Source organism: Spirosoma daeguense (genome assembly GCF_054776875.1).
Genome location: NZ_BAAHBF010000003.1, coordinates 458,455 through 483,798, shown reverse-complemented (window position 1 = coordinate 483,798; position 25,344 = coordinate 458,455). Strand labels below are relative to the sequence as shown.

Sequence of the window (25,344 nt, the reverse complement as noted above, 5' to 3'; positions counted from 1 at the left end):
TTTGTTGTAATAGGGATATATTGTTCGCGGGGAAGTTGGTGTGACTATGCGGACAGAATGCCCGCGTTACTTAACTTCGCCAAATGAATACAGACTCAACGCCCCTACCCGAGCGGGTTCGTCCCCGCACTCTCGATGACGTAATTGGTCAACAAAAACTTATAGGCTCTAATGGCGCAATACGTCGGGCGGTCAATGCCGGGCGGTTGCCTTCCATGATTTTGTGGGGACCGCCGGGTGTTGGTAAAACAACTCTCGCCCTGTTGCTGGCCGAAGCCGTGAAGCGTCCGTTTGTTGCGCTCAGTGCCATTAACTCAGGCGTAAAAGATATTCGGGACGTATTAAGTCGACCCAGCGGCATGTTTCCACCGGTAGTATTTATCGATGAGATTCATCGGTTCAACAAAAGTCAGCAGGACGCGCTACTGGGGGCCGTTGAAAAAGGACAGATTACGCTGATTGGAGCCACAACCGAGAATCCTTCCTTTGAAGTAAATAGTGCCCTATTGTCCCGCTGCCAAGTGTATATTCTGGAAGCCCTCGACCGCGATGAACTGATTCAGGTTATTGACCGGGCCATTGCGCAGGATTCGTTTTTACAGTCGAAAAAGATACAAGTCGAATCGTACGATGCGCTGCTACGTTTGTCGGGGGGAGACGGGCGTAAGCTGCTCAATCTACTGGAGTTAGTAGCTTCTGCTCACGTATCAGCAGATCCGTTAGTGATTACCGACGAAGGCGTAACTACCGTTGTTCAGCAAAACATCGCGCGTTATGATAAATCGGGAGAGCAGCATTATGATATTATTTCGGCGTTTATCAAATCACTACGTGGTTCCGACCCAAATGCTGCACTTTACTGGATGGCCCGCATGATTGTGGCTGGCGAAGACCCGGTTTTTATTGCTCGGCGCATGCTTATTATGGCGTCGGAAGATATTGGTAATGCGAACCCAACGGCCATGATTATGGCATCTGAAGCTGTGCAGGCCATCAGAGCAATTGGTATGCCCGAAGGACGCATCATCTTGAGTCAGGTAGCGGTTTATCTCGCTACGTCGCCCAAGAGCAATGCAAGCTACGTTGCCATTGATGAAGCCATAGCGTTAGCCGAACAAACCGCACATTTACCCGTTCCCCTGCATCTACGTAACGCCCCAACCAAACTCATGAAGCAGATTGGCTACGGCAAAGATTATCAGTATGCTCACTCTCACGAAGGAAATTTTGTGGCCCAGAATTTCCTGCCCGATGATTTGAAAGGTCGTAAGCTGTATGAACCCGGCCATAACGCCCGCGAAGCCGAAATCCGCCGGAGCTTGCAAAAGTGGTGGGGCGACTGGTATGGTTACTGATTCGCTGAAGATATTATCTGGAAAGTATGAGCAATAAGCTTTGTAAATCCTGATTAATCGAACGTATTGACGATTGGAGTTGATTGAGCATATTGGCTCTAGTATGTAAGTCGTCTGCCTGATAAAGCCCTCCATCGCCAAAATAAAGCTGTTTTTCTTCAGTTGATACTCCCTTTATTACGTAAGCCTCCCAACGTTTACGAATATTATACCGAATTGGAAACTGCCCTGTATTGCTAAACAACTTCTGATTTAAAACATACCACAAAAACGGCGGATAAATTTGTGAAGAGCTTTGCTTCTGATTCCAGATATCGGTTAACAGATTACGTTTATGATCTAATGATACCGTCTTGCCCGATGAAAATGCAGCTAACCCACCCAAACCAGCACTAAGTAATCCTCCTCCAATAGCCGTTGTTTTGTTGGGTGTATTCGCATCAATCAACGTAGTAGCTACGGTGGTAATTGCTCCAATTACCACCGACAAAACAGTTAAATTACGTACCCGGCGACTATCCCGCTGATCGAGATAAGTGGCCAGTTGGTCAGCTCGCTCACCTTCACAATCCAGCTCGGCGGCAATACTCGAAATTTCGATAGTTGCTAATACTAAACGGCTCAGGATTTTCTGACGAACCCGTGTACGTTCTGTCTCGATATGGAGCTGTGTTTTGTTTTCTAATTGACGCAATTCCTCTAGTTGCGGTAAGACACCTACGGCATTGGCAAGTAATAAGTCATGCTCAGAATACTGTTTGCGCAAATCCTGATTCTCGCTGATAAACCGCTCAAAGTCAGCTATCGGCCTAAACGTACTATCATAAGAGTAGGTCAGCGTAGGCGCACAATAATTTTCGATTATAACAGGCTTACGACCAATAGTAGACGACGCACAGGAGAACAGTAGTTGTATGCCAACTAACCAACCCACAGTTTTTAAACCTAGTAATGGCATATACTAAAGAAATTCTAGTTACTCAACGTTACACCAAACAGCATGTTTTCTACGCCATCGGAGCGAAAAAGAATGTTCTTCTCATACCGTAATCCCAATTTTTCGAGCAACCGAATAGAGGGCAGGTTAGTAGGAAGCACAAGCCCGGTAATCCGATTCATTTTCAACTGGTTATCCGCATAATTCATTACTGCCGAAGCCGATTCATAACCATAGCCTTTCCCTTCATAATCGGGCAAAAAACCAAAGCCAATATCGACAGCATCGAGGCCGTCTCGCTTAAATAAACCGCAAAGCCCAACCGATTGATTATCAGATTTCTGACCAACCAGATACGGTCCAAAACCAAACTGTTCATAGCTTTTTAAAGGCCCATTCTCAATATAAAGACGAGCTTCCTTGAGCGTTCGAACACCCCGGTCGCCAATGAACCGAAACCATGCTGGCGTATTGAGCAATTCAAGCATAAACGGAGCATCGTCAACCGTGAAGTGGCGAATAAATAATCGGTCGGTTTCGAACATAGTTTATAAACAATAAAGCCACGCTGATATGGTGTCAGCGTGGCTTCAATAATACGTGTTATGAGCTTAAAATGCTACTGACTTCAGGCGCAGGCCCGTATCTTCCGGCAAACCGAAAACCAGATTCATATTCTGTACGGCTTGCCCAGATGCACCTTTCGTAAGATTATCAATCACACTGGTAATCAGCAACTGTCCGTCGTGAACCTCCAGATGCAGTAAACATTTGTTTGTATTCACCACCTGTTTTACATCTATCGACGTATCGCTTACGTGCGTGAACGGATGGTTCGCGTAAAAGTCTTTATAAAGTTGCTTGGCTTCCTCCAGTGTACCAGCAAAAGGTGTATAGACATTGGCCATAATGCCCCGCGTGAAATCGCCCCGATACGGTACAAAATTGATAGCGGCATTAAAATCTGGCTCCAATTGAGTCAGACTCTGCCGTATTTCGGCCAGATGCTGGTGCGTAAATGCTTTATAAATCGATACGTTATTATTACGCCACGTAAAACCAGTTGTCGGTACAAGTGCCTGTCCGGCTCCAGTGCTGCCCGTTATGGCGCTGATTTGAACGGCATCGGTCAGCTTACCTGCTTTTGCCAATGGCAATAGAGCCAATTGAATGCTGGTAGCAAAGCAACCCGGATTGGCGATACGTGTGGCTTCCTGAATGCGCTCGCGCTGGAGTTCGGGTAAACCGTATACAAAGTCGTCGTGCTCATCGCGGAAATCGGCGCTCAAGTCAATCACCATTACGTCGTCCGATACCTCATGTTCGGCCATGAACGTAGCAGAAGCACCATGACCCGAGCAAAGAAAGATAGCATCTAAACCTTCCTGCGTCAGCAACGTAGCAATGTCTCCGCCAGAAAACGTAAGATCGGTATCGCCCAGTAAATCGGTATGCGTTGCCCAAACAGGTTTACCAGCCTGACTATTGCTATGCGTAAAGGCAATGTTTGCAAATGGATGATTCAGCAGAATACGTAACAGTTCACCACCTGTATAACCTGCTCCACCAATAATACCAACGTTAATTTTTTCCATACTTTTTAAAATTGTAACACAGAGATGCACGAAGCCAAGAAGAGATTCACAGAGACTTTATTGACTTTCTCCGTGAATCTCTTCTTGGCTTCGTGCATCTCTGTGACATATCTTTTTAACCATTCAACGACTGAAACCATTCCATAGCGCGGTCTATTTGAGGAGTCTCAAACGTCGCTACATACTCGCTCGTAAATCCCGGTCGGTCTAATACCAAATTCTGACTCAGTTGATGGTTGTGCAGAACCAGCGTGGGTTGGCTGGCTATCGGGAAAAACTGAATGCCCATGCCATTTTTCTGAAACGAAATCGTCGGACAGCCCAGACAACACAAGTGCATTGGTAAGGAATCGAGCGTAAAAGCCGCTTTCGACTGTTCGCTCAAACTGGCTATTTCCTGAAGATTTAACTTACCAACAGCGGGAGCCAGTCGTTCGGCTGCTGCCGGATTTTCTGAGCGAACCCGTTCGTATACGGCGGTGGTGAACGGCGTTTGTCCACCAAATACTAGTGAGTAATTTCCTTCAGCAAGTAGTTTTGAAGCCAATTCGCTCCAGAATTCGACAGGTAGCATACGTACCGGATTACCCGATTCCGGAAAAATCAGAATAGGCTTTCCAGCAGGAACTGGTCGATCCAATTTACGCCATAAATCCGCTGGCGATAGATCAGGGTGAACGAAATAAGGTTTTACCGACCGCAAATCAGCATCGATACCCAGCGGTTTGAGCACATCGAGAATCAGGTCGAAATTGTGCACCTCGCCATCGGGCATGAAAAATTCCTGATCGAGCAACCCGCCAAAACCGCGTGTGCCAAAACCAACTTTTCGCTTGACTTTTAAATAAGGCAAGACAAAGTGCATCGGCGAATCAGAAAACCGAACGTCAATCGAATAATCGTATACCGTATCCCGTAAGGTTTGAATAGCCGATCGGGTGGTGCGAAAAAATTCACGCCATTTCCGAAATTTAGACAATGGCCGCCGGTTCGTAGTGACGTGGTTCAGATGAACAACCCGCCGGATATATGGATTATTTTTCCAGATAGGATCACACCACGCGCCTGCCAGTACGTCGATTTGCGCCTTTGGGAAACGTTCCCGAAGTAACGGAAAGGCGTATGAGAGAATCAGCGCATCCCCCAAATGACCGGAGGTCATCAACAGAATTTCAGGGCTCTCCGAATTGAGAGACCCAAAATTCCGACGACTGTAGTTGCCCCGAGCGTATCGATCAACGGCTATATCTAGCAGTTGAAGCGGATATGCTACACTGCGGGGCGCACAATATTTTCGCGATTTACCAATCACTGATTATTAATTTTCTCGTAGATCATAACCTGATTCGACGCTACTTTCGAGAAGCCGCGCACGTCGTCGCCCGTCCAGGCGTTGTTCATTTCGCCATAAGAGCCAAATTTCGACGACATCAGATCATGGTCCGATTCAATACCCAGCACCTGAAACCGATGCGGAGCCAGTAATACATGTACTTTACCCGTTACGTGTGCCTGTGTATCGGCCAGGAACGTTTCGATATTCCGCATGACCGGGTCCATAAATTGCCCTTCGTGCAGCATCGTACCGTACCAGTTGGCCAATTGCTCTTTCCAGTAAAGCTGCCACTTGCCCAATACGTGTTTTTCGAGCGTATGGTGCGATTTAATCAGGATTAACGGTGCGGGTGCTTCAAAACCAACCCGGCCTTTGATACCGATAATGGTGTCGCCCACGTGAATGTCGCGACCAATACCAAATGGCCCGGCCAGTTCGGTCAGTTTCCGAATTGCATCGACTGGATTAGCAAATTTCTCATCGCCAATACCCTTGATCTCACCATGCTGGAACGTCAACGTAATGGTTTCAGGCTCCGTTTTGGTGATTTGCGTCGGCCAGGCGGACTCGGGCAAATACTGATCAGATGTCAGTGTTTCTTTGCCACCAACCGACGTACCCCACAAACCTTTGTTGATTGAATAGGCCGCTTTGTGCCACTCCTGGTCAACACCTTTTGCTTTAAGGTATTCGATTTCGGCTTCGCGCGATAGGCGCAAATCTCGGATTGGCGTAATGACTTCGGCATCGGGCGCAATAATCCGAAACGCCATGTCGAACCGAACCTGATCATTACCAGCTCCCGTACTACCGTGGGCAATCGCCGAAGCACCGATTTCGCGAGCATATTCGGCAGCGGCAATGGCCTGAAAAATACGTTCGGCGCTGACACTCAGTGGATACGTATTATTTTTCAATACGTTACCAAATACCAGAAACTTCAGACATTGCTGATAGTAATCGTCGGTTTTGGCAATCGTTTTGTGCGATTTAACGCCCAGCGAATAGGCCCGTTCTTCAATGGCTTTGAGTTCATCATCGGAGAAACCACCCGTATCGACCAGCACCGAGTACACTTCCATACCCCGGTCTTCAGATAAATATTTCACGCAAAAGGACGTATCGAGCCCTCCGCTAAACGCAAGAACAACTTTTTGAGACATCGGATAAAAGGCCCCAGCCAACGTAGTGTCTGAGGGTCAGTCTAGTTTTGGAGGTGCAAATATCGGTCTTGTTTATGAAAAACCCCGGTATTACGTAGCGTCGTTTCGTTTTTTCAAAAAATCATAGGCTAACAAACACGTGTTCATACCATCTCTGCTGTACAGTCTGAATGAAATAAGATGAATTTGTAATCTTGGATCAACTACTGTATAACAACGTAGAGAAAGACACTGTATCGGTGAGCATTACAGTACACGTTGTTTAAAAAGGGACTCCAACATGCCAAGAGCGAGGCTAAAATCCTACAAGACGTAACGTCTCATAGCCTAAAGAAGACAGTATGAGTCAGATACAGATGTAAAGCTTATGCAAGCATAATGGCATCAAAAATACTCGTCAGTTATACCCACGATAGCCGAAAATGCTTGCAAAAATAAGAACCCTGCTTGACGTATTACGCCTAAATAATAGCGACTAAACTGCTTCACTGGTAGACCGCAATGTAAAAACAACGATACGTAAACCACTAAAAAAGAAGGAAAATACAGTATAAATACAAAACTTGCGACAAAACTTTCGCACATTTGACCTGTTGGCGACAATGGTAACAAACAGCAGTAACAACAAGAAGACAATGGAAAATATACTATTTGATTTTATATCAAAATACGTTTCTCTGACAGAAGATGAGAAGGACGCAATCGTTTCTTTGGATATATTTCGCTCGGTAAAGAAAGGAACGATTTTACTCAAAGAAGGACAAAAATCGAAAGACAGCTACTTTGTTCTAAAGGGTTGTATTCGAACATATTATGTTTTAGATAGCGATGAAAAAACTACTGCTTTCTATACAGAAATGGAAGTGTTGACACCACCCTGTGTAATAAATAAAACACCGTCCGAATATTATATAAGTTGTGTAGAAGACTCTATACTTACAATTTCAAATTCTGATATGGAAGTAGAAATAAACAGTAAATTTCCAAAGTTTGAAACCATATGCAGAATATTATCCGAAGAACTTTTAGCGAAACAACGAATAGATTTTGACGCGTTTAAAACGTCTTCCCCTGAGCAACGGTATCTGAATTTAATACAAAAAAGACCAGATCTTATTCAACGCGTTCCGCAACACCAGTTAGCGAGCTATTTAGGTATTAAACCCCAATCTTTAAGTAGATTAAGAGCAAGAATTGTGGAGAAAGATAAGGGATAAGATTTATTTCTTAACTAAAGTGAACGAGTGACGGCAGCTCGCCAATCTACCTTTGCATTATCATTTAAAAACGAATTGATATGCAAAAGAAAATTTTACTGTTCGCTTTGACTTTAATGATGTCAAGCAGTTTACAAGTAAAAGCTCAAAGTACCAAACAAGACAGTACTTACAAAAGGTGGTTCGTCGGCAGTTCACTCCTGATGTTAGGAAATCTAATTCCTAATGATAAAAATCCGCCAGAGTATATTCAGATAAATGTTGGCTATAGGATCACACCTAAAGATGTCGTTTCCTTTGAATTTAAAAGATCCATTTATTCATGGCCATTAGGTATCCCTTTTGGACCATCGTTTGATGCACCGGGACTAAACTATCCTGGACATGTACGCATACTTGCACCGACAGTAGGATACCAGCGTTTTTGGTGGAAAGGAGTCTACACATCCCTTCATGCATTGAATGCTTTTGAAAAATATATTGACGAGAATGAAAAAAAGATTGGAAATGGATATACGTTATATCTAAACTTCCATTTAGGTTATCAGTTTAAGTTTTTTAAAAATCGGTTCTTTTTTGAACCAGCTATTGGATGTAGTTATTGGCCTGTAAGAACTAATGTTCCACAATCTTTTAAAGCATTAGAAAAAAAATGGCCTAACTATTTTATTCAGCCTGGGCTTCATTTTGGATTTAATTTTTAGTTATAGAATCGCTTAATGAAAGTAAATACCTGCTTTCATCACGAACTTCCTGAAGGATTATAAATTCAGGAAGTTTCTATATCAATCCCATAAGGCAGTCAACTTCCTATCAAAATAGCTACTAATTCCATCAAATTCATTTCTTAACTTAAGTGAACGATTTTAAGTCTATTGCCAATCAATCTTTGCAGTATCGTTTAACATCAATTTAAGAGATATGCAAAAGAAAATTTTATGGATTGGATTTGCCTTAATGTTGGTAATCAGTCTACAGCTAAAAGCACAATATTCCAAACAAGACAGTACTTACAAACGGTGGTTCGTTGGGAGCACTATGTTTTTATTGGGTAATTTAGCTACTACAAATAGTCCCAACTTCGCTCAACTTAATTTAGTCTATCGGATTACAGGGAAAGATGTAGTTTCTCTTGAACTAATAACTTGGAAATATGCCTGGCCACTTGGTATTAACCCATTTTTCAACAAATCATACGGAAATCCAGAAGAGAAATTTCCTGGTTATATAAGAGAGTATGGTATCGGTCTAGCTTATCAACGTTTTTTTTGGAAAGGTCTTTACGCAGCAGTACACATAATGCCCATGTGGCAAAGATTTGTGAATAATACTGGCAATGAGGTGAATAATGGTTTCCATATATTCAACTCTTATCGAGTTGGCTATCACATTAAACTCTTTAAAGATAAGTTTTTTATACAGCCATCACTTGGTATTGCTGGCCGCCCTTATCACACTAAAATGCCTGATGGTTTTAAGGTAAAAGATGACAAATGGTCAAAATACACGCCTGAACCAGGTTTACATTTCGGGTATAATTTTTAGTTAGTAATTATGACTACTCAACAAACACCGCAAAATTTGCTTCAAGACACTAGAGTCAATTTTAAGCTAAAGCTTACTACGCTGTGGACGAGTTTTATGTTTCTCTATATCTATGTTGATTATTTTACCTTATACATGCCGGGAAAGATAGAAGATATTCTGAAAGGGCGTGTCTTTATATTCGAAATTACGCAAGGATTTCTTCTGTTGGCACTTGTTTCAATTACAATTCCAGCACTTATGATTTTCCTTTCTGTTGCTCTGCCTGCTAAAGTGAATCGTTGGGCAAATATCATTATTGCCACGGTATATATTCCTTATACATTGTTTAATTTGGCCGGCGAGGATTGGATACACATGGCGTTTGGTGCTGTTGTAGAAGTCGTTCTTCTTTGTATAATCATCCGTTATGCATGGAATTGGCCTCGTGTTGAAACATAAAATTGACTTAAACAAGTAGAAAAGACACCAGCGATCAACACGGTTTGGAGAAAAAACGGGGCAGAATTTTTTTCTATTATATCCATCAATTTTAATAGTTCAATTCTCCATAGTTTTTAATTTTCAGTTGAAATTTCAACAAGTAGCATTTTTATTTTTTTAATTTAAAAAGTAAAAATGCTACTTGTTGATGGGCTAATATCTACTCAATTTTTTCATTTCTCAATTCAATACGTTCTGGAGTAGTATCAAACCGCCATTGTTCGCCATAAATTGATTCGTATATAATTTTCACCCGAATTTCTTTTCGCCCAATAGCTTCATCAAGCCAGCGTGCTACGTATTTATGATCAATATTGCACAATTCTACGCTTTGGCCGGGTGCTATTACTCGTTTTGGCCAGAGGTCGCTTTTGATCAAGATGTAATTTCTAACGTCTTCAGGTTTAACTTCCTTAGCCACTAGTTTTTCACTCACAATACTTTCAGCAATCTCTCTCAAATTATCATAGTTTTTCCCATTGTACGTAATTTGAGTTCGCTGAATAATGGCTGGACCTACCCCATTATTGATAAACACAAAAGCTAACTTCCAGCCACCCTTCCCACCTTCTTCGTTTAGAAAACTATCCATAATGGGCATTACCGACGCGTATTGTTGCGTCCGCTGTAGATAAGCCTGATAAAACGTAATACCAATGGCGCAAAAACTGGATATAACAGCCAGAATACTCAGATACGTATCAAGTGAAATAATGACTTTTCGAGCAGATTCTTTACGAGCTGGCATACCAATAAACTATAGTAGTACTAACAAACTTGCGGGCAAAATGCGTATATCGGCTTTTCCGGTAGGCAAGGTTAGCGGTTCACCATCGGCATGAATCAGTAAAGGCCCTTCTACCTCAACGGTTGCTTTTGTAATGGAACGACCGCGCCAGTACGTCGATTGATTTAGCGTTTTGTTGAATAAACGCCAGGCCAGCATTCCGGCAGCCTGGGCCGGAAATGGACGTACCTCGCATTGGTCGAGCCGCCCGTCTGAAATATTGGCAGTTGGTGCCATCCAGGCATTATTTCCAAACTGACCGGCATTGGCAAACGTCATCGAGAAAAGTTCTTTCTCCTGCTCTTCTATGCTGAAACGCTGGGGCTTATAACTCCAGAATGATCGAAAAGCGGTACGTATGTAGGTGGGCAAACCGCGTACGGGTTCTTTGGCAAAAGCATGTGCTACGTAGGCTTCGAAACCCATACCTGCCGTACAAAAAAACGGATACTCATTTATTTCGCCACTATCAATCACAACAGGCTGACCTTTCAGCGCTCGCTCAACCGCTTTGAGCGGATTAAGGGGTACTTTCAGATGGCGAGCCAATCCATTACCCGAACCGATTGGCACAATGCCCAACGACGTAGCAGACTTGCGCAGTCCGTGAGCAGTTTCGTTTATGGTTCCGTCTCCGCCAATAGCCAGCACCCGATTTACTCCTTGCTCCACAGCCCGTCTGGCAATTTCAGTGGCATGGCCGGGGTGCGTCGTCTGAATCACTTCGGCATCGAAATAAAGTGCTTCGGCCTGTCGTAGAAAAGCGTCACGTAGCACTTCTTTCTGCTCGGCCGACGTAGTGCCGGAATTTGGATTGATGATGGCCAGAACGGCCGAACGATTCGCCACTATGATTTACGATATTCCTGTTTGAGATCAGGAGAAAAAAATGAACATTAGAAGAATAAAAACGACAATGAAGACGTAGTACCAGCCGTCGGAGAAAATATACGGCTTATAGTCGTTATAGAATTTTAGAATCTTTTTCATAGTACAGCTACGGCTTTTATACGGTAAAGATACGTGTTTCGCTAGAATCACATCCTTAAGTCCTCTCAATCAGGCTTAGGATCAGTTTCATTCAAGGATACGATAAACTGTTTTTTTGACAGGATTAACAGAATTATTTTTGCCAATATCATACTCAATAGATCCTGTTAATTCTGTCAAAAAAAAATTTACCCTCCCTACAATCCAGCTAGTGTTGCCTTCTCAGCTTTGTTTTGCCGGGCGAATCCGTATTTTCGCTCTATAAAAAAAGCACCTATGAATCGATATTTTTTTGTTGTACTGCTGGGCCTGTTGATTCAGCCAACTTTCGCTCAAACATCGACTACTGTTGAGCAGGCCAATCGCGACCGGCGGGCTATTCTTCAGATTCTGAAACGCCAGACCGAAGACTGGAATGCGGGTAAAGTAGATAAGTTTATGGTTGGCTATTGGCCTTCCGATTCGCTGACGTTCGTTGGCAAGGCCGGTATTACGTATGGCTATCAGGCTACGTTAGCCAACTACAAAAAAAGGTACCCTAGCCGCGACGCAATGGGAACGCTCAAATTCGACATTCTACAATTAGATTTTCACTCACCTAACGTAGCATACGTAATTGGGAAGTTTCACCTCACACGCCCGAAAATCGGTGATGCAGAAGGTCATTTCACGCTTCTCTGGCGCAAAATCAAAAACCGCTGGGTCATCGTTAGTGACCACTCTAGTTAATATTGAATGATTGAGTGATTGAATAGGCTTACGCTAGCATTTTTATTCAATCACTCAATATTAACTCACCAGTTGCGTCGGTTCTTTGGCCGACATTCGTTCGCGAAGTTCGGTAGCTGGTTTCTCGAAATATTTGTAAAGTAGTGTCGATAGGAAAAGTACCAGTGCCCAGAAAAGTCCTACTTTCAGCCAGGCTACCGTTATAGAACTGGTAGGAATCCGTTCGACAATGTGCTGCATAACTGGCGTTAAATTGAGCAGATACATCGAATACGAAATCAAGCTAACGTGGGTTATGGCCTTTCCAATCCCAAATCTTGCCCATATACCCGTAGCGGTTCGCCAGCCATCCAGATATGGAACCATCAACGCCATACTCAGGCCAATAAACGGGAAATAAAATGTACGTTTATAGAACACGTAAGCCTGCCCAATCCCAATTTGATAGTAGAACGACAGAATAAAGATAGACGCTGTAAAAGCCGCCAGAACAGTCAGCGCCAAGCCCATAAAAAACAAACGGCGACGTAACACCGGATTTGCCCATGTTGTTCCAAAATAGTGCTTCGCATAAGCTGCCAGAACGCCGTACGAGATCGCATCAAGGCGCGTAGCTACGATACCCCGAAACCCTAACTCGCCTTCCGAAAGCGGCACTTGCATGGCAAGAATCAGCCGGTACAGATTCGTACCAAAAACAATAACCAGAATGGCGGTCAGGATAATACGTTGCCGCGACATACGATTTGACAGCGCTACGTGTATGAGCCACAACAACAAGGGCAATGTAATGTATGACCACTCTTCAATGGCAAGGCTCCACGTTTCGGGGAAAAAATCAGGAATGTACGTAGCGAAATTCTGTACGAAAAAATAGTATTTCACCAACGTTCCTTTGCTGGGTAATGCTACGGGCAAACCGCTACGTAGCGCACGTAGTACGGCAAACATAATTAGCCCGGTTAGCACCAGATAATAGTTGGGCAGCGTTCGGAACCATCGGCGTGTCCAGAAATTCAGCAGGATCGAACCGTCGAAATGGCCTTTTTTCTCATACGTACGAATCAGGATTCCGCCAATCAGAAAGCCGCTAAGTACGAAAAACAATTCGACACCATCGGGCAACAGGTGATGAATAAACATACCACTGTAATATTCTTTGAGGGCAATGGTAGCGTGCGAGTCAACAACCAGCAAAATTGCAATAGCCCGCATTACATCTAAACCAAATACACGTTTCGTTGCCGACGTATCGAGCGAAAGTAGTTCTCTAAACATAATCAGTTACGAAGGTACGGAGTAATGAAAAATGTATAATGCAGAATGTCGAATGAATAATACCTTTTAAACAATGGGAAATGGATTTCTATATCGAACTTCGGCACTATTATTCAGTATACATTTTTAAATTATCCATTATTCGTTGGTTTATGGAATTTGGACTTAATGCCGTTCACAAATACGCTTTTCGGTTTTCTCAGGCCGACGTAGTAGCTTTTGCGCAAGTTACGGGCGACAACAATCCGCTTCATCTAGACGCTGAATTTGCGGCTCAGACACCTTTTAAACGGCCAATTATTCACGGAATGCTTGGGGCTAGTATATTCACCAAAGTTCTTGGCACCGAATTTCCGGGCTATGGCTCTGTCTATCTAGGTCAGACGCTGGAGTTTCTTCGGCCCATGTTTGTCGATACCGATTACGAAGCTACGTTCACTGTTCAGTCGATTGATGCGGCTAAACATACGGCACAAATTCTGGGCGAATTACGGGATGTACAAACCGGCAAGGTGACAACACGAGGTATTGCTACGTTAATGCACCGGGAGAAGATATAGTTGTAGAGACAAGGCATGCCTTGTCTCTACAACCCCATAACTAAAAACTCCCTCAGCAGCAATTTCTGCGAGGGAGTTTTAGTATTTAGCCTTGACGATTTGGCTTATTCTTTTGTGTTCTTGGAATTTTGAACTTCCGAACGAATCGTCTGTGCCAGTGTTTTTAGATCCTGCATTCCTTTCCGAACGCGGGTACCAGCAGCCTGGTTGTTTTTTTCGTAGAATTTCTCGAAATCACCTTCCAGCGATAAAACCAAATTCTTTACTTCATCGAAGCGTGCCATAGCGATACGTATGGGTTTAAGTTTGTGAAAAATGCCCAAATTCCGCTAAAAACGCGGTTTTCGGCTGAAATTTAGTCATTCTCTCATACAGCGCAATAGCTAAGCCAAAAAAATAGTAGAAAAATGCAACTTTTCTACTAAAAGTCTATTCTGCGGATGCTTCGGCTGATATTTCTATCGCTTTTTCGGCTACTGGAGCCATATTTTGACGATAGTAACCTTTCGACAATCTTTCGCCTACTAACGAAAAAGCATTGAGTGTATACTCAACGTCTTCGAGGTTGTGGGCAGCCGTAGGAATGATACGTAGCATGATGGTTCCTTTCGGTACTACGGGGTATACAACAATTGAGCAGAAGACCCCCATATTCTCGCGCAGATCTTTTGTCAACGTAGCAACTTCAGCTACTCCGCCATCCAGATTGTGAAGGAAAACCGGCGTTACTGGTGATTGCGTATCGCCAATATCGAAACCACGTTCCCGCAAACCGCTTTGCAAAGCCCGAACATTTTCCCAAAGCTTATCACGGAAAGCCGACGAGTTGCGAATCATATCAAGCCGCTTCAGACCACCTACTACGTAGGGCATTGGCAGGGCTTTCGCATACGTCTGCGACCGCATATTGTACTTGAGGTACATAATAATATCGTGGTCACCGGCAATAAATGCACCGATAGCTGCCATCGACTTGGCAAACGTAGAGAAATACAGATCGATACCGTCCTGACAACCGAGCATTTCGCCAACGCCAGCGCCTGTAGCACCCATCGTACCAAAACCGTGTGCGTCATCGACCAGCAACCGGAATTCGTACTTTTCTTTTAACGCCACAATCTCATCAAGGCTACCGACTTTTCCCGACATACCAAAAACGCCTTCGGTAATAACCAGAATGCTACCACCTTTTTCGGCTGCTTTTTTGGTTGCCCGTTGCAGGTTCTTTTCTAAACTGGCAATGTCGTTGTGGTTGAATTTGTAGTATTCGCCCATTTTTGCCTTATGCAGACGGATACCGTCGATGAGGCAGGCATGGCACTCAGCGTCATAAACGATAACATCGCGGTGGTCAACTACTGCTTCAATAGCCGACATAACGCCCTGATAACCATAGTTTAGCAGAAACGAATCTTCTTTACCAACAAACTCGGCCAGTTCTTTTTCAAATTTTTCGTGGAGGTCACTATTTCCCGACATCATGCGGGCACCCATCGGATAAGCCAGTCCCCATTGTTGAGCAGCATCGGCATCAGCCTTCCGTATTTCGGGATGATTACCCAAACCAAGGTAATTATTCAGACTCCAGTTCAACACTTCTTTCCCCCGGAAGCGCATACGCGGACCAAGCTCCCCTTCCAGTTTTGGGAATGCGAAATAATGGTGGCCGTTGAATTCACGCGCTGGCGAGCCGATAGGACCTAGGTTGTTACGTAGTTTCTCAAATAAATCCACTTTTTATTGGTGTTTATCAGGCAAAAGCCTTGTTTTTTTACACGTTAAGTGCAAAAATACGGTTAACTTTTGGTAGCGCAAACACAACCCTTAAAATTCAATTCGATAATCATTTAGTATTATTGGTGTTAAATGATCTGAGAATGTCATAAACAGAAATAATCAACCGTTTCTGATAACCCCTGCCCATTCCTGACTATCAACAATTACCCGATGACCATAAAGAAAATTCTCGTTGCCAACCGGGGCGAAATTGCCTTACGTGTAATGCGGACCGCCCGCGAAATGGGCATACGTACCGTTGCCATTTATTCCGAAGCCGACCGCAATGCTCTACACGTTCGCTACGCCGATGAAGCGGTTTGTGTTGGTCCGGCACCTTCGTCAGAATCATATCTGAAAGCCGATGTAATAATCGATGTTTGCCGAAAATTACAAGTCGATGCTATTCATCCCGGCTATGGTTTTCTGTCTGAAAATGCCAGTTTTGCCCGACAGGTGCGCGAAGCCGGATTGATTTTCATCGGACCATCGCCCGAAAGCATTGAGGTAATGGGCAGTAAACTAGCCGCTAAAGCTGCTGTTGCTAATTACAATATTCCGATGGTGCCCGGTACGCCCGCTGCCATTACAGACCGAACTGAAGCTAAAGCAATTTCTGCCCAAATCGGTTATCCAATTCTGATCAAAGCCAGTGCGGGCGGTGGCGGAAAAGGCATGCGAATTGTGGAGCAGGAAACCGATTTCGATGAGCAAATGGATCGGGCTGTCAGTGAAGCAGTATCAGCTTTTGGCGATGGTTCGGTGTTTATTGAGAAATACGTTACATCACCACGACATATCGAAATCCAGGTTCTGGGCGATCAGCATGGCAATATCATTCACCTTTTCGAGCGCGAATGTTCAGTACAGCGTCGGCATCAGAAAGTAGTCGAAGAAGCGCCATCGGCTATTTTAACGCCCGAAATTCGTGAAGCTATGGGCCGGGCCGCTGTCGACGTAGCACGCGCTTGTGGTTATTACGGAGCTGGTACGGTTGAGTTCATCGTGAATGACAAACTCGACTTTTATTTTCTGGAAATGAATACGCGGCTTCAGGTCGAACATCCTGTTACGGAACAGATTACGGGCGTCGATCTGGTGAAGCAGATGATTTACATCGCCGAAGGCAAGCCACTCACCATTAAGCAGGAAGATTTACAGATAAAAGGCCACGCAGTCGAAATTCGGGTGTATGCCGAAGATCCGGCCAACAATTTCCTGCCCGACGTTGGTACACTCGATACGTATGTTCGTCCGCAAGGCAACGGCGTACGTGTTGATGAAGGTTTCGAACAGGGAATGGCCATTCCTATCTATTACGATCCGATGATTGCCAAACTCATTACGTATGGCGACAGTCGGGAAGAAGCGATTCAAAAAATGATACGTGCCATTGACGAATACCAGATTTCGGGCGTACAGACTACGTTAGGATTCTGTCGGTTTGTGATGGAGCATCAGGCTTTCCGCTCTGGCCAGTTCGATACGGGTTTTGTTGGTACGTATTTTACGCCTGATAGGCTCATTCCAGAAACAGATGCGGCAGAAAAAGAATTAGCGACAGTTTTGGCAGCGTATTTGCTTAATACAGCCAAATCAAAATCGCCGGGAGTTGCTACGTCAACAGCACGAAAGAGTCAATGGAAAGCCAACCGTTTGTCATAATTGGCCACAAACGTATTTAACTGTACTTTGCCTATGTTTTAAGTAACCATTCACCTATTACATATGCATTCAGGAAGAAAGTACAGTTTAAAAGAATTTATTCTCTGGACCCGACGGGATATTTATTGGCTTTTTGCCTTGGCCGTTGTTCCAACCGTTCTTTATCAGGTTGTTGGCTGGAAATGGCTGGGTATTCCGTGGGTGCCCATTGCTATGATTGGCACAGCAGCCGCTTTTATTGTTGGTTTCAAAAACAACGCTACGTATAGCCGCCTTTGGGAAGCTCGGCAGATTTATGGCGGCATTGTAAACCTTAGCCGAACCTGGGGTATTATGGCTAAGGATTTTATTAATAGCCGTACTGCCGATATAACCGTGAGTTCGCAGGAATTGCATCAGATTAGCGAACAACTCATTTTACGCCATGTTGCCTGGCTAACTGCCATGCGGTTTCAACTTCGGGAAGCACGTACTTGGGAAAATCTGACCAAACCTTATAATGCAGAATATCGTCAGTTTTATACGGTGGCCGAACACGGAGGAGATTTAGCGGAAGAGCTGAAGCCACTTTTATCGTCACTGGAAGCTGAATACGTATTAAGCAAGAAAAATCGCGCGGTTCATCTGATCAGTCTGCAATCGAAACAGTTGAGCGAATTGGCAGCACAAGGTTTACTCAGCGATTTTCGGTATGTAGAAATGGCGGGCATACTGAAAGATTTATACGACCAGCAGGGCAAATGTGAACGTATTAAAAACTTTCCCTATCCGCGCCAGTTTGCCAGTATCAATCTGTTCTTTATCCGCTTATTTGTGATACTGGTTCCTTTTGGGCTTTTGCAAGAATTTGCCAAAATGGGCGAACATTTCATCTGGCTCACCATTCCATTCAGCGTATTGGTATCGTGGGTGTTCAATGCAATGGAACGTGTGGGCGAAAGCACTGAAAATCCGTTTGAAGGCGGAGCAAATGACGTACCTATTACAGCCATGAGTCGTGGCATCGAAATCGATCTGCGCGAAATGCTCGACCAATCAGACATTCCATCAGCGATCCAACCCGTCAATAATATTCTGACGTAGATAATCTTTAACGTAGCAAAATGGGCATCGAAATTATTTTTCGATGCCCATTTTGCTACGTAGTATAACAAACAGCTACTGTAAAAAATTACGGATTTTCTCAGCTGTTGCGGCCAGTTCTTCCTGAGTAGGCTTAATCTTGTGACTGAAATCCATATCGCCCATTGAGTTGAGCGGAATCAGGTGAATGTGTGTATGTGGCACTTCCAGCCCAATAACTGCTACGCCGATACGCTTACAGGGAATTGCTTTTTCAATAGCGGGTGCAATTTTTTTGGCAAATGCCATCAATCCAGCATATAGCTCATCATCGAGATCGAAAATATAATCGACTTCTTTTTTCGGAATAACGAGCGTATGTCCCATTGTTGTGGGCATTACGTCCAGAAAAGCCAGATAATCGTCGGTTTCAGCTAGTTTATGCGCCGGAATTTCACCAGCCACAATGCGAGAGAAAATGGAAGCCATAACTATGTTTTTAAAAGTAGTAGGAGTGAGAAGCGAGTACCAGAAGTGGTTAATGTCCATTTTCTCCTAATACTCGCACCTCACTCCTACTACTAAATAATTATCGGGAGATTTCGATTACTTCAAATTCCAGCACGCCCGCAGGTACTTTGATTTCGGCGGTTTCGCCAACGCGTTTGCCTAGCAGACCTTTTCCGATAGGCGAACTAACCGAAATCCGGCCTGTTTTCAGATCCGCTTCTTCTTCCGAAACGAGCGTATAGTTCATTTCAGCACCGTTTTTCTTATTCTTTATTTTTACTTTCGACAGTACGGATATTTGTGATACATCGATCGTTGATTCGTCCAGAATACGCGCATTTGCCACTACGTCTTCCAGTTTCGATATTTTTAACTCATGCAATCCCTGAGCATCTTTAGCTGCATCATATTCTGCATTTTCGCTCAAGTCCCCTTTATCGCGGGCTTCAGCAATCTGGTGAGCAATATTAGCCCGGCCTTTGGTTTTTAGCTCATTCAGCTCAGCCTTTAGTCGATTAAGGCCTTCTTCGGTATAATATGAAATTTTTCCCATAACTACATTAACTTAACTCTGTGATTCTCTATGATTGGGGTCGCTCTTAAAAACAAAAAGAACGGTACACCGACCGTTCTGCAAGCAAATTGATTTTCTTTGCAGTTGCGTCAGTGTTGCCGTCGAATTCTCGAAGCGAGGGGTTTTCGTATATGATCAATAACTCGTCGCATAGGCAAAGCCAGCAAATGGCGGTTCTTTTTTGAACGGAATACGTGGACCAGAGCGTATTCGTACGACAAAAATAGAAAGACTTCCCGGCTATATCAATACGTAATTTATCTACGTGCTAAAATCTAATTTATCGGTTCATGCAGCAGCCACTTCGTATTATCTTCATGGGTACCCCCGATTTTGCCGTTACCAGCCTGCAACGTTTGCTGGGAGCTGGCTGCAACGTAGTAGCCGTTGTTACGGCTCCCGATCGTCCTTCGGGGCGGGGTTTGCAGCTAACTCCTTCGGCGGTAAAAAAAGCAGCCGAAGCCGCTAACTTACCGGTGCTCCAGCCCGAAAAACTTCGTGACCCGGCTTTTCTGGAACAATTGGCCAATTATAAGGCCGATTTGCAGGTGGTCGTTGCCTTTCGGATGCTACCCGAATTGGTCTGGTCGATGCCTACTGTTGGTACGTTAAATCTTCATGCGTCGTTGTTACCGAACTATCGGGGGGCCGCTCCCATTAACTGGGCCATTATCAACGGCGAGACTGAAACGGGTGTCACTACGTTCTTCATCGAAAAAGAAATCGATACGGGTCAACTGATTTTTCAGGATACCGAACCTATCTATCCCGACGATAACGCTGGTTTACTTCATGATCGGCTGATGGAACGCGGAGCCAATCTGGTGGTAAAAACGGTACGTGCCATTGAAGATGGCGATTACCCACGCACTCCCCAAACCAATCCGGAACACATCCGATCAGCGCCTAAGCTGAGCCGCGAAACCACCGAAATTGACTGGAATCAACCGGCTTTATCGATCCGAAATTTCGTGCGGGGCTTATCACCCTATCCAAGCGCCTGGACGCTGATCAATGGTAAACCCTTCAAAATATTCGGTGCTACGTTGGCCAACGAATCGCCTTTTGCCGCTGACCCCGGCAGCGCATACACCGATAACAAAAAACTGATTCTGATACGTAGCGCCGATGGTTGGCTCCAAATTGATTCGCTTCAGGCCGAAGGCAAACGTCGCATGACTGCCGAAGAGTTTTTGCGCGGGAATAAATTATAATTGATAATGAATAATGGACAATGTATAACGAATCATAATTTGCGCATTCATTATCAATTGTCCATTATTCATTCCATCCTCTCTCCTTACCTTATGAAACGACTCTTTATCAGCTTATTATTTATCGCTTTAACCTACATTAATACGTACGCGCAAACCGAAACCTACGCCGAGAAATTAGGTTTCCCGAAGGGCAGGAAAGTTGTCATTTTCCATGTCGATGATGCGGGCATGAGCTATGAGTCGAATATGGGCACGATCAATGCGTTCGACAAAGGCATTGCCAGCTCGGCCAGCGTAATGATGCCATGCGGCTGGGTACCTCATTTTTTCGATTATCTCAAGAAGAAACCAACGCTGGATGTGGGCGTTCACCTGACGTTAACATCGGAGTGGAAAAACTACCGCTGGCATCCGCTTGTCGGGAAGGAAAAAGCACCCGGATTATACGACGAGCAGGGCAATTTCTGGCCAGCCGTAGCACAGGTGGTCGAACACGCATCGGCCGACGAAATTGAAGCAGAAATACGTGCTCAACTAGCTCAATATCGGGCATTTGGATTGCAACCGACGCACATGGATTCGCACATGGGTACGTTGTTTGAGCCGAAGTTTTTGCCCCGCTACGTTAAAGTGGCTATGCAAGAAAAGGTCCCGATTCTGTTTCCGGGTGGTCATGCTACGTTGATTACGAAAACCAACCGGCTGGCGGCCAATATGCAGGATATGATTAAGCAAGTTGGTAAGCAGTTGTGGGACGCCGGTTTGCCCGTACTCGACGATCTGGACGGCAGTATTACCAGCCAAAATTTACCCGCCGGTGCATCGGACGAAGCCTTGCAAAAATTCAAAACAGAAAAGTACATCGAACTGTTAAAGTCAACACAGCCGGGTATAACCTATATTATCATGCATTGCACCGCACCTACGCCCCAGTTCGATCTGGTTAGCAGTACGGGCCAAAGCCGCAAAGGCGATATGCTTGGTATGATGGACCCCGCCCTCAAAGCGTATATTGATAAAGAAGGCATCATCATCACCACCTGGCGCGAGTTGATGGAAAGACGTAAAAATAAATGAGTGAAAGAATGAAAGAGCGAAAGAGCAAATACCATCCGGCAGCCGCTCTTTCACTCATTCTGTCATTCACTCATTGAAAATTAATTTATGAAAATTAGTCTCATTTCTGCGGTAGCCGAAAACGGCGTTATCGGACGTAATAACGAGTTGCCCTGGCACCTGCCCGACGATTTCGCGTTTTTCAAACATAAAACCAGCCATCACCCGATTATTATGGGTCGTAAATCGCTGGAATCGTTAGGCAAACCTCTGAAGAATCGTACTAACATCGTTCTGACCCGCAATTCAGATTTTACGACTGAGGGGGTAACTATTGTGCATACGCTGGATGACGCGCTGGACGTAGCGACGCAAATCAATCAAAACGAGATTTTTGTGATTGGTGGCGCAGAAATCTACGCGATGGCCCTGCCCATCGCCACTACGTTATATCTGACCGAAATTCATCAGGCTTACGAAGGCGATGCGTATTTTCCGAAATTCGACAAAAATGAGTGGAAGGAAGTGGAGCGAATCTCTCACGAAGCCGACGAACGGCATGCCGTTTCCTTTGATTTTGTTAAGTATGAACGCATTCGGTGAGTAAGGTTTAGGCAGTTTGTGGCTTTGTTGCCCAATAGCTTACCTTTTCCCTATGCAAATCAACGAGTCGCTACAACCTGCCGACCTTTCAACAAAACTTGCCCGATTCTGGGAGCTTTCCGGTCAGAAAATTGACCTCATCGAACAGGAATATGACGTATCGAAAGGCTCGCCCGTGTTTACGGCAGCTGGCAAATACACCACGCGCGGCTGGACCGAATGGACGCAGGGCTTTCAGTTTGGCTCAGCCATTCTCCAGTTCGACGCCACCAACGATAGCCGGTTTCTGGAAATAGGTCGCCAGAAAACGCTGGCCGTAATGGCTCCGCACATCAGCCATATTGGTGTGCACGACCACGGCTTCAACAACGTCAGTACGTATGGCAACCTACTCCGGCTCATGCGTGAAGGTCGAATTCCGACCAACGATTGGGAAGCTAATTTCTATGAATTGGCGCTGAAAATTTCAGGAGCCGTACAGGCCAGTCGATGGACAACAACCAAGAATGGTCGGTCCGTCGCTACGGGGTATATTCACTCGTTCAACGGCGCTCATTCGCTCTTTGTTGATACGATACGTTCGTGCCGGGCACTCGTGCTGAGCCATGCGCTGGGCCATGTGTTTCAGGCGGAGGGCGACGCAAAAATCAATCTGCTCGACCTGGCTTTACAGCATATCAAAGCCACTGCCGATTACGCTGTTTTCTACGGCGAAGGGCGCGACTCCTACGATGTTTGGGGACGTACTGCTCATGAAAGCGTATTCAACGTAAAAGACGGGAATTTCCGTTGCCCCAATTCACAGCAAGGTTTTTCGGGATTCACGACCTGGACGCGCGGACTGGCCTGGGCTATGTGTGGTTTTCCGGAAGAATTAGAATGGCTTGCCACACGAGAAGACGCTGAACTTGAGCCGTTTGGCGGACGTAGCACTATCGAAGCGTACATGCTCAAAGCCGCTAAAGCAACCTGTGATTTCTACATCGACAACACCGCCACCGACGGTATCCCATATTGGGACACAGGTGCACCCAACCTACACAAACTCGGCGACTACCTGAACCGTCCGGCCGATCCGTACAATGACTATGAACCTGTTGATAGTTCGGCGGCAGCTATTGGTGCGCAGGGTTTGCTACGTTTAGGAAAATACCTAACCGAAAAAGGTGACGTAGCAGCCGGAAAACGCTACGTTCAGGCGGGGCTGACGGTGCTTAATACGCTACTCGATGAGCCGTATCTGAGTACGTCGCCAACGCATCAGGGCTTATTGCTTCACTCCATTTATCACCAGCCCAACGGCTGGGACTACGTACCGCCCGGCAGTAAAATTGCTAACGGTGAATCGAGTATGTGGGGCGATTACCACATCCGCGAAGTAGCGTTGTATGTCCAACGTATCATCCGTAACGAACCGTACTATACTTTTTTCAACCGGATTGTCTGACCTATTCTAATGAGCGAGAAATATAAACCCCAGTTTCCGCGCATGGCGCAGATGAAAACAGCGTCTGACCTGCGGAATTATCTGGAAACCAACAACATTGCCCTGCCGTTCGACGATACGTTACTACCACCTGACGAAAGCCCGTTTAACAGAACCATTCCGCTAAAATCAGGCAAAACGATTGGCAATAGCCTTTGTATTCTGCCAATGGAAGGCTGGGATGGCACCACCGACGGGCGTCCGACCGATTTTACTCGAAATCGCTGGAAGAAGTTTGCCATCAGTGGAGCTAAATTATTGTTCGGTTGCGAAGCCGTAGCGGTTTGTCATGACGGTAAGGCCAACCCAAATCAACTGGTTTTAAACACCGATACATTCGATGATTTTGTGGCGCTACGTCAGTTGATTCTGGACGAACATACACAGGCATTCGGTACTACCGACGGGCTGGTGATTGGTCTTCAATTGACTCATTCGGGCCGGTTCAGTAAGCCAAACAGTCACAAAAAGTTTGAGTCGAAGATTCTGTACAGCCATCCGATTCTGAACAGTAAATTCGGAATGCCCGCCGATTACCCGACACTTACAGACGAGGACATCGATCAGATTATTCAGCAGTACGTCGATGCGGCTGTACTGGCGCAGAAAGCCGGTTTCGATTTTGTGGACGTAAAGCATTGCCACGGTTATCTGGGCCACGAGTTTCTGAGCGCGGTTAGTCGCGAAGGGCGTTATGGGGGTTCGTTTGAGAATCGGACGCGCTACCTACGTAACATCGTGGCGGGTATTCGTCAGGCTGCGCCGGGACTCGAAATGGGTATTCGCCTAAGTGCAGTCGATATGCTTCCGTTCAAGAAAGGCCCTGATAGTAAGGGAATTCCTGAAGAATCTGAACAGTATTCACATGCTTTTGGCGGACAGCCCAGCGGTCTGGATTTCGACTTTACCGAAACCAAAGCGTTTCTGGCGTTGGCCGAATCACTTGGCATTCAGATGATTTGCATTACCGCAGGTAGCCCTTACTACAATCCTCACCTAACGCGCCCGGCTCTGTTTCCACCTTCCGATGGTTATCTTCCTCCCGAAGACCCGCTCATCGGTGTAAAACGCCATCTCGACGTAACAAATGAGCTAAAACAGGCTTTCCCCGAACTGGTCATTATTGGATCGGGCTATTCGTATTTGCAGGAATGGCTGCCCAACGTAGCGCACTACGTACTACGTAACAGCATGGCCGACAGCATCGGTTTTGGCCGGATGGTGTTGTCCTATCCAGCCATGCCCGCCGACATGAGTGCCGGAAAAACGCTGACTCGTAACCTGATCTGCCGCACGTTCTCCGACTGTACGACGGCTCCGCGCAACGGCCTGATTTCGGGCTGTTATCCGCTAGACCCACTTTACAAGAAAAGCCCTGAAGCCGAGCAACTTAAAGCGTATAAGGAAAGCTTGTGAAAAA

Annotated in this window: 26 protein-coding genes; 14 read left to right on the top strand and 12 right to left on the bottom strand. The window is 45.2% G+C overall.

The window, feature by feature from the left end; all coding sequences use genetic code 11:
* The first annotated feature begins 83 nt into the window (after positions 1–83).
* Positions 84–1,355, top strand: a complete 1,272-nt coding sequence (locus tag ACYVD4_RS11110) for a replication-associated recombination protein A (RefSeq protein WP_460945467.1) — start codon at positions 84–86, stop codon at positions 1,353–1,355.
* Between the two features lie 13 nt (positions 1,356–1,368).
* On the opposite strand, the gene ACYVD4_RS11105 is transcribed toward ACYVD4_RS11110, so the two are convergent.
* The 5 genes from ACYVD4_RS11105 to argG form a co-directional block, all read right to left on the bottom strand.
* Positions 1,369–2,289 carry a hypothetical protein gene (locus tag ACYVD4_RS11105; protein WP_460945465.1) on the bottom strand — a complete coding sequence of 307 codons (921 nt, stop codon included), beginning with the start codon at positions 2,287–2,289 and terminating at the stop codon, positions 1,369–1,371.
* 38 nt (positions 2,290–2,327) lie between these two features.
* The gene (locus tag ACYVD4_RS11100) at positions 2,328–2,837 is read right to left on the bottom strand and encodes a GNAT family N-acetyltransferase (protein ID WP_460945463.1); all 510 of its coding nucleotides are present in this window, start codon (positions 2,835–2,837) and stop codon (positions 2,328–2,330) included.
* A gap of 66 nt (positions 2,838–2,903) precedes the next feature.
* The gene (argC, locus tag ACYVD4_RS11095) at positions 2,904–3,887 is read right to left on the bottom strand and encodes an N-acetyl-gamma-glutamyl-phosphate reductase (protein WP_460945461.1); all 984 of its coding nucleotides are present in this window, start codon (positions 3,885–3,887) and stop codon (positions 2,904–2,906) included.
* Between the two features lie 115 nt (positions 3,888–4,002).
* Positions 4,003–5,199: a glycosyltransferase family 9 protein gene (locus tag ACYVD4_RS11090; protein WP_460945459.1), complete on the bottom strand. Its 1,197-nt coding sequence runs from the start codon at positions 5,197–5,199 to the stop codon at positions 4,003–4,005.
* Positions 5,196–6,386 (bottom strand): argininosuccinate synthase, encoded by a 1,191-nt coding sequence (argG, locus tag ACYVD4_RS11085; RefSeq protein WP_460945457.1) that lies wholly within the window; start codon positions 6,384–6,386, stop codon positions 5,196–5,198. The genes ACYVD4_RS11090 and argG overlap by 4 nt, the downstream gene beginning before the upstream one ends.
* A gap of 635 nt (positions 6,387–7,021) precedes the next feature.
* Between argG and ACYVD4_RS11080 the strand changes: the two genes are divergently transcribed.
* From ACYVD4_RS11080 to ACYVD4_RS11065, 4 genes are all read left to right on the top strand, one after another.
* Positions 7,022–7,603, top strand: a complete 582-nt coding sequence (locus ACYVD4_RS11080; protein WP_460945455.1) for a Crp/Fnr family transcriptional regulator — start codon at positions 7,022–7,024, stop codon at positions 7,601–7,603.
* 80 nt (positions 7,604–7,683) lie between these two features.
* A complete protein-coding gene (locus ACYVD4_RS11075; RefSeq protein WP_460945453.1) occupies positions 7,684–8,307 on the top strand; it encodes a hypothetical protein in 624 nt (207 codons plus the stop codon).
* A 217-nt stretch (positions 8,308–8,524) separates the two neighbouring features.
* Entirely contained in the window at positions 8,525–9,148 is a 624-nt protein-coding gene (locus ACYVD4_RS11070; protein ID WP_460945451.1) for a hypothetical protein, read from the top strand.
* Positions 9,149–9,157: 9 nt separating this feature from the next.
* Entirely contained in the window at positions 9,158–9,589 is a 432-nt protein-coding gene (locus ACYVD4_RS11065) for a DUF6326 family protein (protein ID WP_460945449.1), read from the top strand.
* 202 nt (positions 9,590–9,791) lie between these two features.
* On the opposite strand, the gene ACYVD4_RS11060 is transcribed toward ACYVD4_RS11065, so the two are convergent.
* Together ACYVD4_RS11060 and ACYVD4_RS11055 are read right to left on the bottom strand one after the other, a co-directional pair.
* Complete coding sequence (locus tag ACYVD4_RS11060) at positions 9,792–10,379, bottom strand: hypothetical protein (RefSeq protein ID WP_460945447.1); 588 nt, start codon at positions 10,377–10,379, stop codon at positions 9,792–9,794.
* Between the two features lie 9 nt (positions 10,380–10,388).
* The gene (locus tag ACYVD4_RS11055; RefSeq protein WP_460945445.1) at positions 10,389–11,267 is read right to left on the bottom strand and encodes a diacylglycerol/lipid kinase family protein; all 879 of its coding nucleotides are present in this window, start codon (positions 11,265–11,267) and stop codon (positions 10,389–10,391) included.
* 417 nt (positions 11,268–11,684) lie between these two features.
* Between ACYVD4_RS11055 and ACYVD4_RS11050 the strand changes: the two genes are divergently transcribed.
* The gene (locus ACYVD4_RS11050) at positions 11,685–12,137 is read left to right on the top strand and encodes a YybH family protein (protein WP_460945443.1); all 453 of its coding nucleotides are present in this window, start codon (positions 11,685–11,687) and stop codon (positions 12,135–12,137) included.
* A 60-nt stretch (positions 12,138–12,197) separates the two neighbouring features.
* On the opposite strand, the gene ACYVD4_RS11045 is transcribed toward ACYVD4_RS11050, so the two are convergent.
* Positions 12,198–13,415 carry an acyltransferase family protein gene (locus ACYVD4_RS11045; RefSeq protein ID WP_460945441.1) on the bottom strand — a complete coding sequence of 406 codons (1,218 nt, stop codon included), beginning with the start codon at positions 13,413–13,415 and terminating at the stop codon, positions 12,198–12,200.
* A gap of 152 nt (positions 13,416–13,567) precedes the next feature.
* Between ACYVD4_RS11045 and ACYVD4_RS11040 the strand changes: the two genes are divergently transcribed.
* Positions 13,568–13,975 (top strand): MaoC family dehydratase, encoded by a 408-nt coding sequence (locus ACYVD4_RS11040; protein WP_460946209.1) that lies wholly within the window; start codon positions 13,568–13,570, stop codon positions 13,973–13,975.
* A gap of 104 nt (positions 13,976–14,079) precedes the next feature.
* On the opposite strand, the gene ACYVD4_RS11035 is transcribed toward ACYVD4_RS11040, so the two are convergent.
* Together ACYVD4_RS11035 and ACYVD4_RS11030 are read right to left on the bottom strand one after the other, a co-directional pair.
* Entirely contained in the window at positions 14,080–14,259 is a 180-nt protein-coding gene (locus ACYVD4_RS11035; protein ID WP_460945439.1) for a histone H1, read from the bottom strand.
* 145 nt (positions 14,260–14,404) lie between these two features.
* Positions 14,405–15,709 carry an aminotransferase class I/II-fold pyridoxal phosphate-dependent enzyme gene (locus ACYVD4_RS11030; RefSeq protein WP_460945437.1) on the bottom strand — a complete coding sequence of 435 codons (1,305 nt, stop codon included), beginning with the start codon at positions 15,707–15,709 and terminating at the stop codon, positions 14,405–14,407.
* A 213-nt stretch (positions 15,710–15,922) separates the two neighbouring features.
* Between ACYVD4_RS11030 and accC the strand changes: the two genes are divergently transcribed.
* Positions 15,923–17,416, top strand: coding sequence for an acetyl-CoA carboxylase biotin carboxylase subunit (gene accC / locus ACYVD4_RS11025; RefSeq protein WP_460945435.1), 1,494 nt, complete (start codon positions 15,923–15,925; stop codon positions 17,414–17,416).
* 63 nt (positions 17,417–17,479) lie between these two features.
* Positions 17,480–18,499, top strand: coding sequence for a bestrophin family protein (locus ACYVD4_RS11020; protein ID WP_460945433.1), 1,020 nt, complete (start codon positions 17,480–17,482; stop codon positions 18,497–18,499).
* Between the two features lie 75 nt (positions 18,500–18,574).
* Here the strand turns inward: ACYVD4_RS11020 and ACYVD4_RS11015 are convergent, their stop codons facing one another.
* Positions 18,575–18,967: an HIT family protein gene (locus ACYVD4_RS11015; protein WP_460945431.1), complete on the bottom strand. Its 393-nt coding sequence runs from the start codon at positions 18,965–18,967 to the stop codon at positions 18,575–18,577.
* A gap of 100 nt (positions 18,968–19,067) precedes the next feature.
* Positions 19,068–19,541: a transcription elongation factor GreA gene (gene greA, locus ACYVD4_RS11010; protein WP_460945430.1), complete on the bottom strand. Its 474-nt coding sequence runs from the start codon at positions 19,539–19,541 to the stop codon at positions 19,068–19,070.
* A gap of 311 nt (positions 19,542–19,852) precedes the next feature.
* Here greA and fmt point away from each other — a divergent pair, with 311 nt between their 5' ends.
* The 5 genes from fmt (at position 19,853) to ACYVD4_RS10985 (ending at position 25,340) form a co-directional block, all read left to right on the top strand.
* Positions 19,853–20,776 (top strand): methionyl-tRNA formyltransferase, encoded by a 924-nt coding sequence (gene fmt / locus ACYVD4_RS11005; RefSeq protein WP_460945428.1) that lies wholly within the window; start codon positions 19,853–19,855, stop codon positions 20,774–20,776.
* A gap of 93 nt (positions 20,777–20,869) precedes the next feature.
* Positions 20,870–21,856: a polysaccharide deacetylase family protein gene (locus ACYVD4_RS11000; RefSeq protein WP_460945426.1), complete on the top strand. Its 987-nt coding sequence runs from the start codon at positions 20,870–20,872 to the stop codon at positions 21,854–21,856.
* 87 nt (positions 21,857–21,943) lie between these two features.
* Positions 21,944–22,438 (top strand): dihydrofolate reductase, encoded by a 495-nt coding sequence (locus ACYVD4_RS10995; protein ID WP_460945424.1) that lies wholly within the window; start codon positions 21,944–21,946, stop codon positions 22,436–22,438.
* Positions 22,439–22,490: 52 nt separating this feature from the next.
* Positions 22,491–23,885 (top strand): glycosyl hydrolase, encoded by a 1,395-nt coding sequence (locus ACYVD4_RS10990; protein WP_460945422.1) that lies wholly within the window; start codon positions 22,491–22,493, stop codon positions 23,883–23,885.
* A gap of 9 nt (positions 23,886–23,894) precedes the next feature.
* A complete protein-coding gene (locus tag ACYVD4_RS10985; RefSeq protein WP_460945420.1) occupies positions 23,895–25,340 on the top strand; it encodes an oxidoreductase in 1,446 nt (481 codons plus the stop codon).
* Positions 25,341–25,344 lie beyond the last annotated feature (4 nt).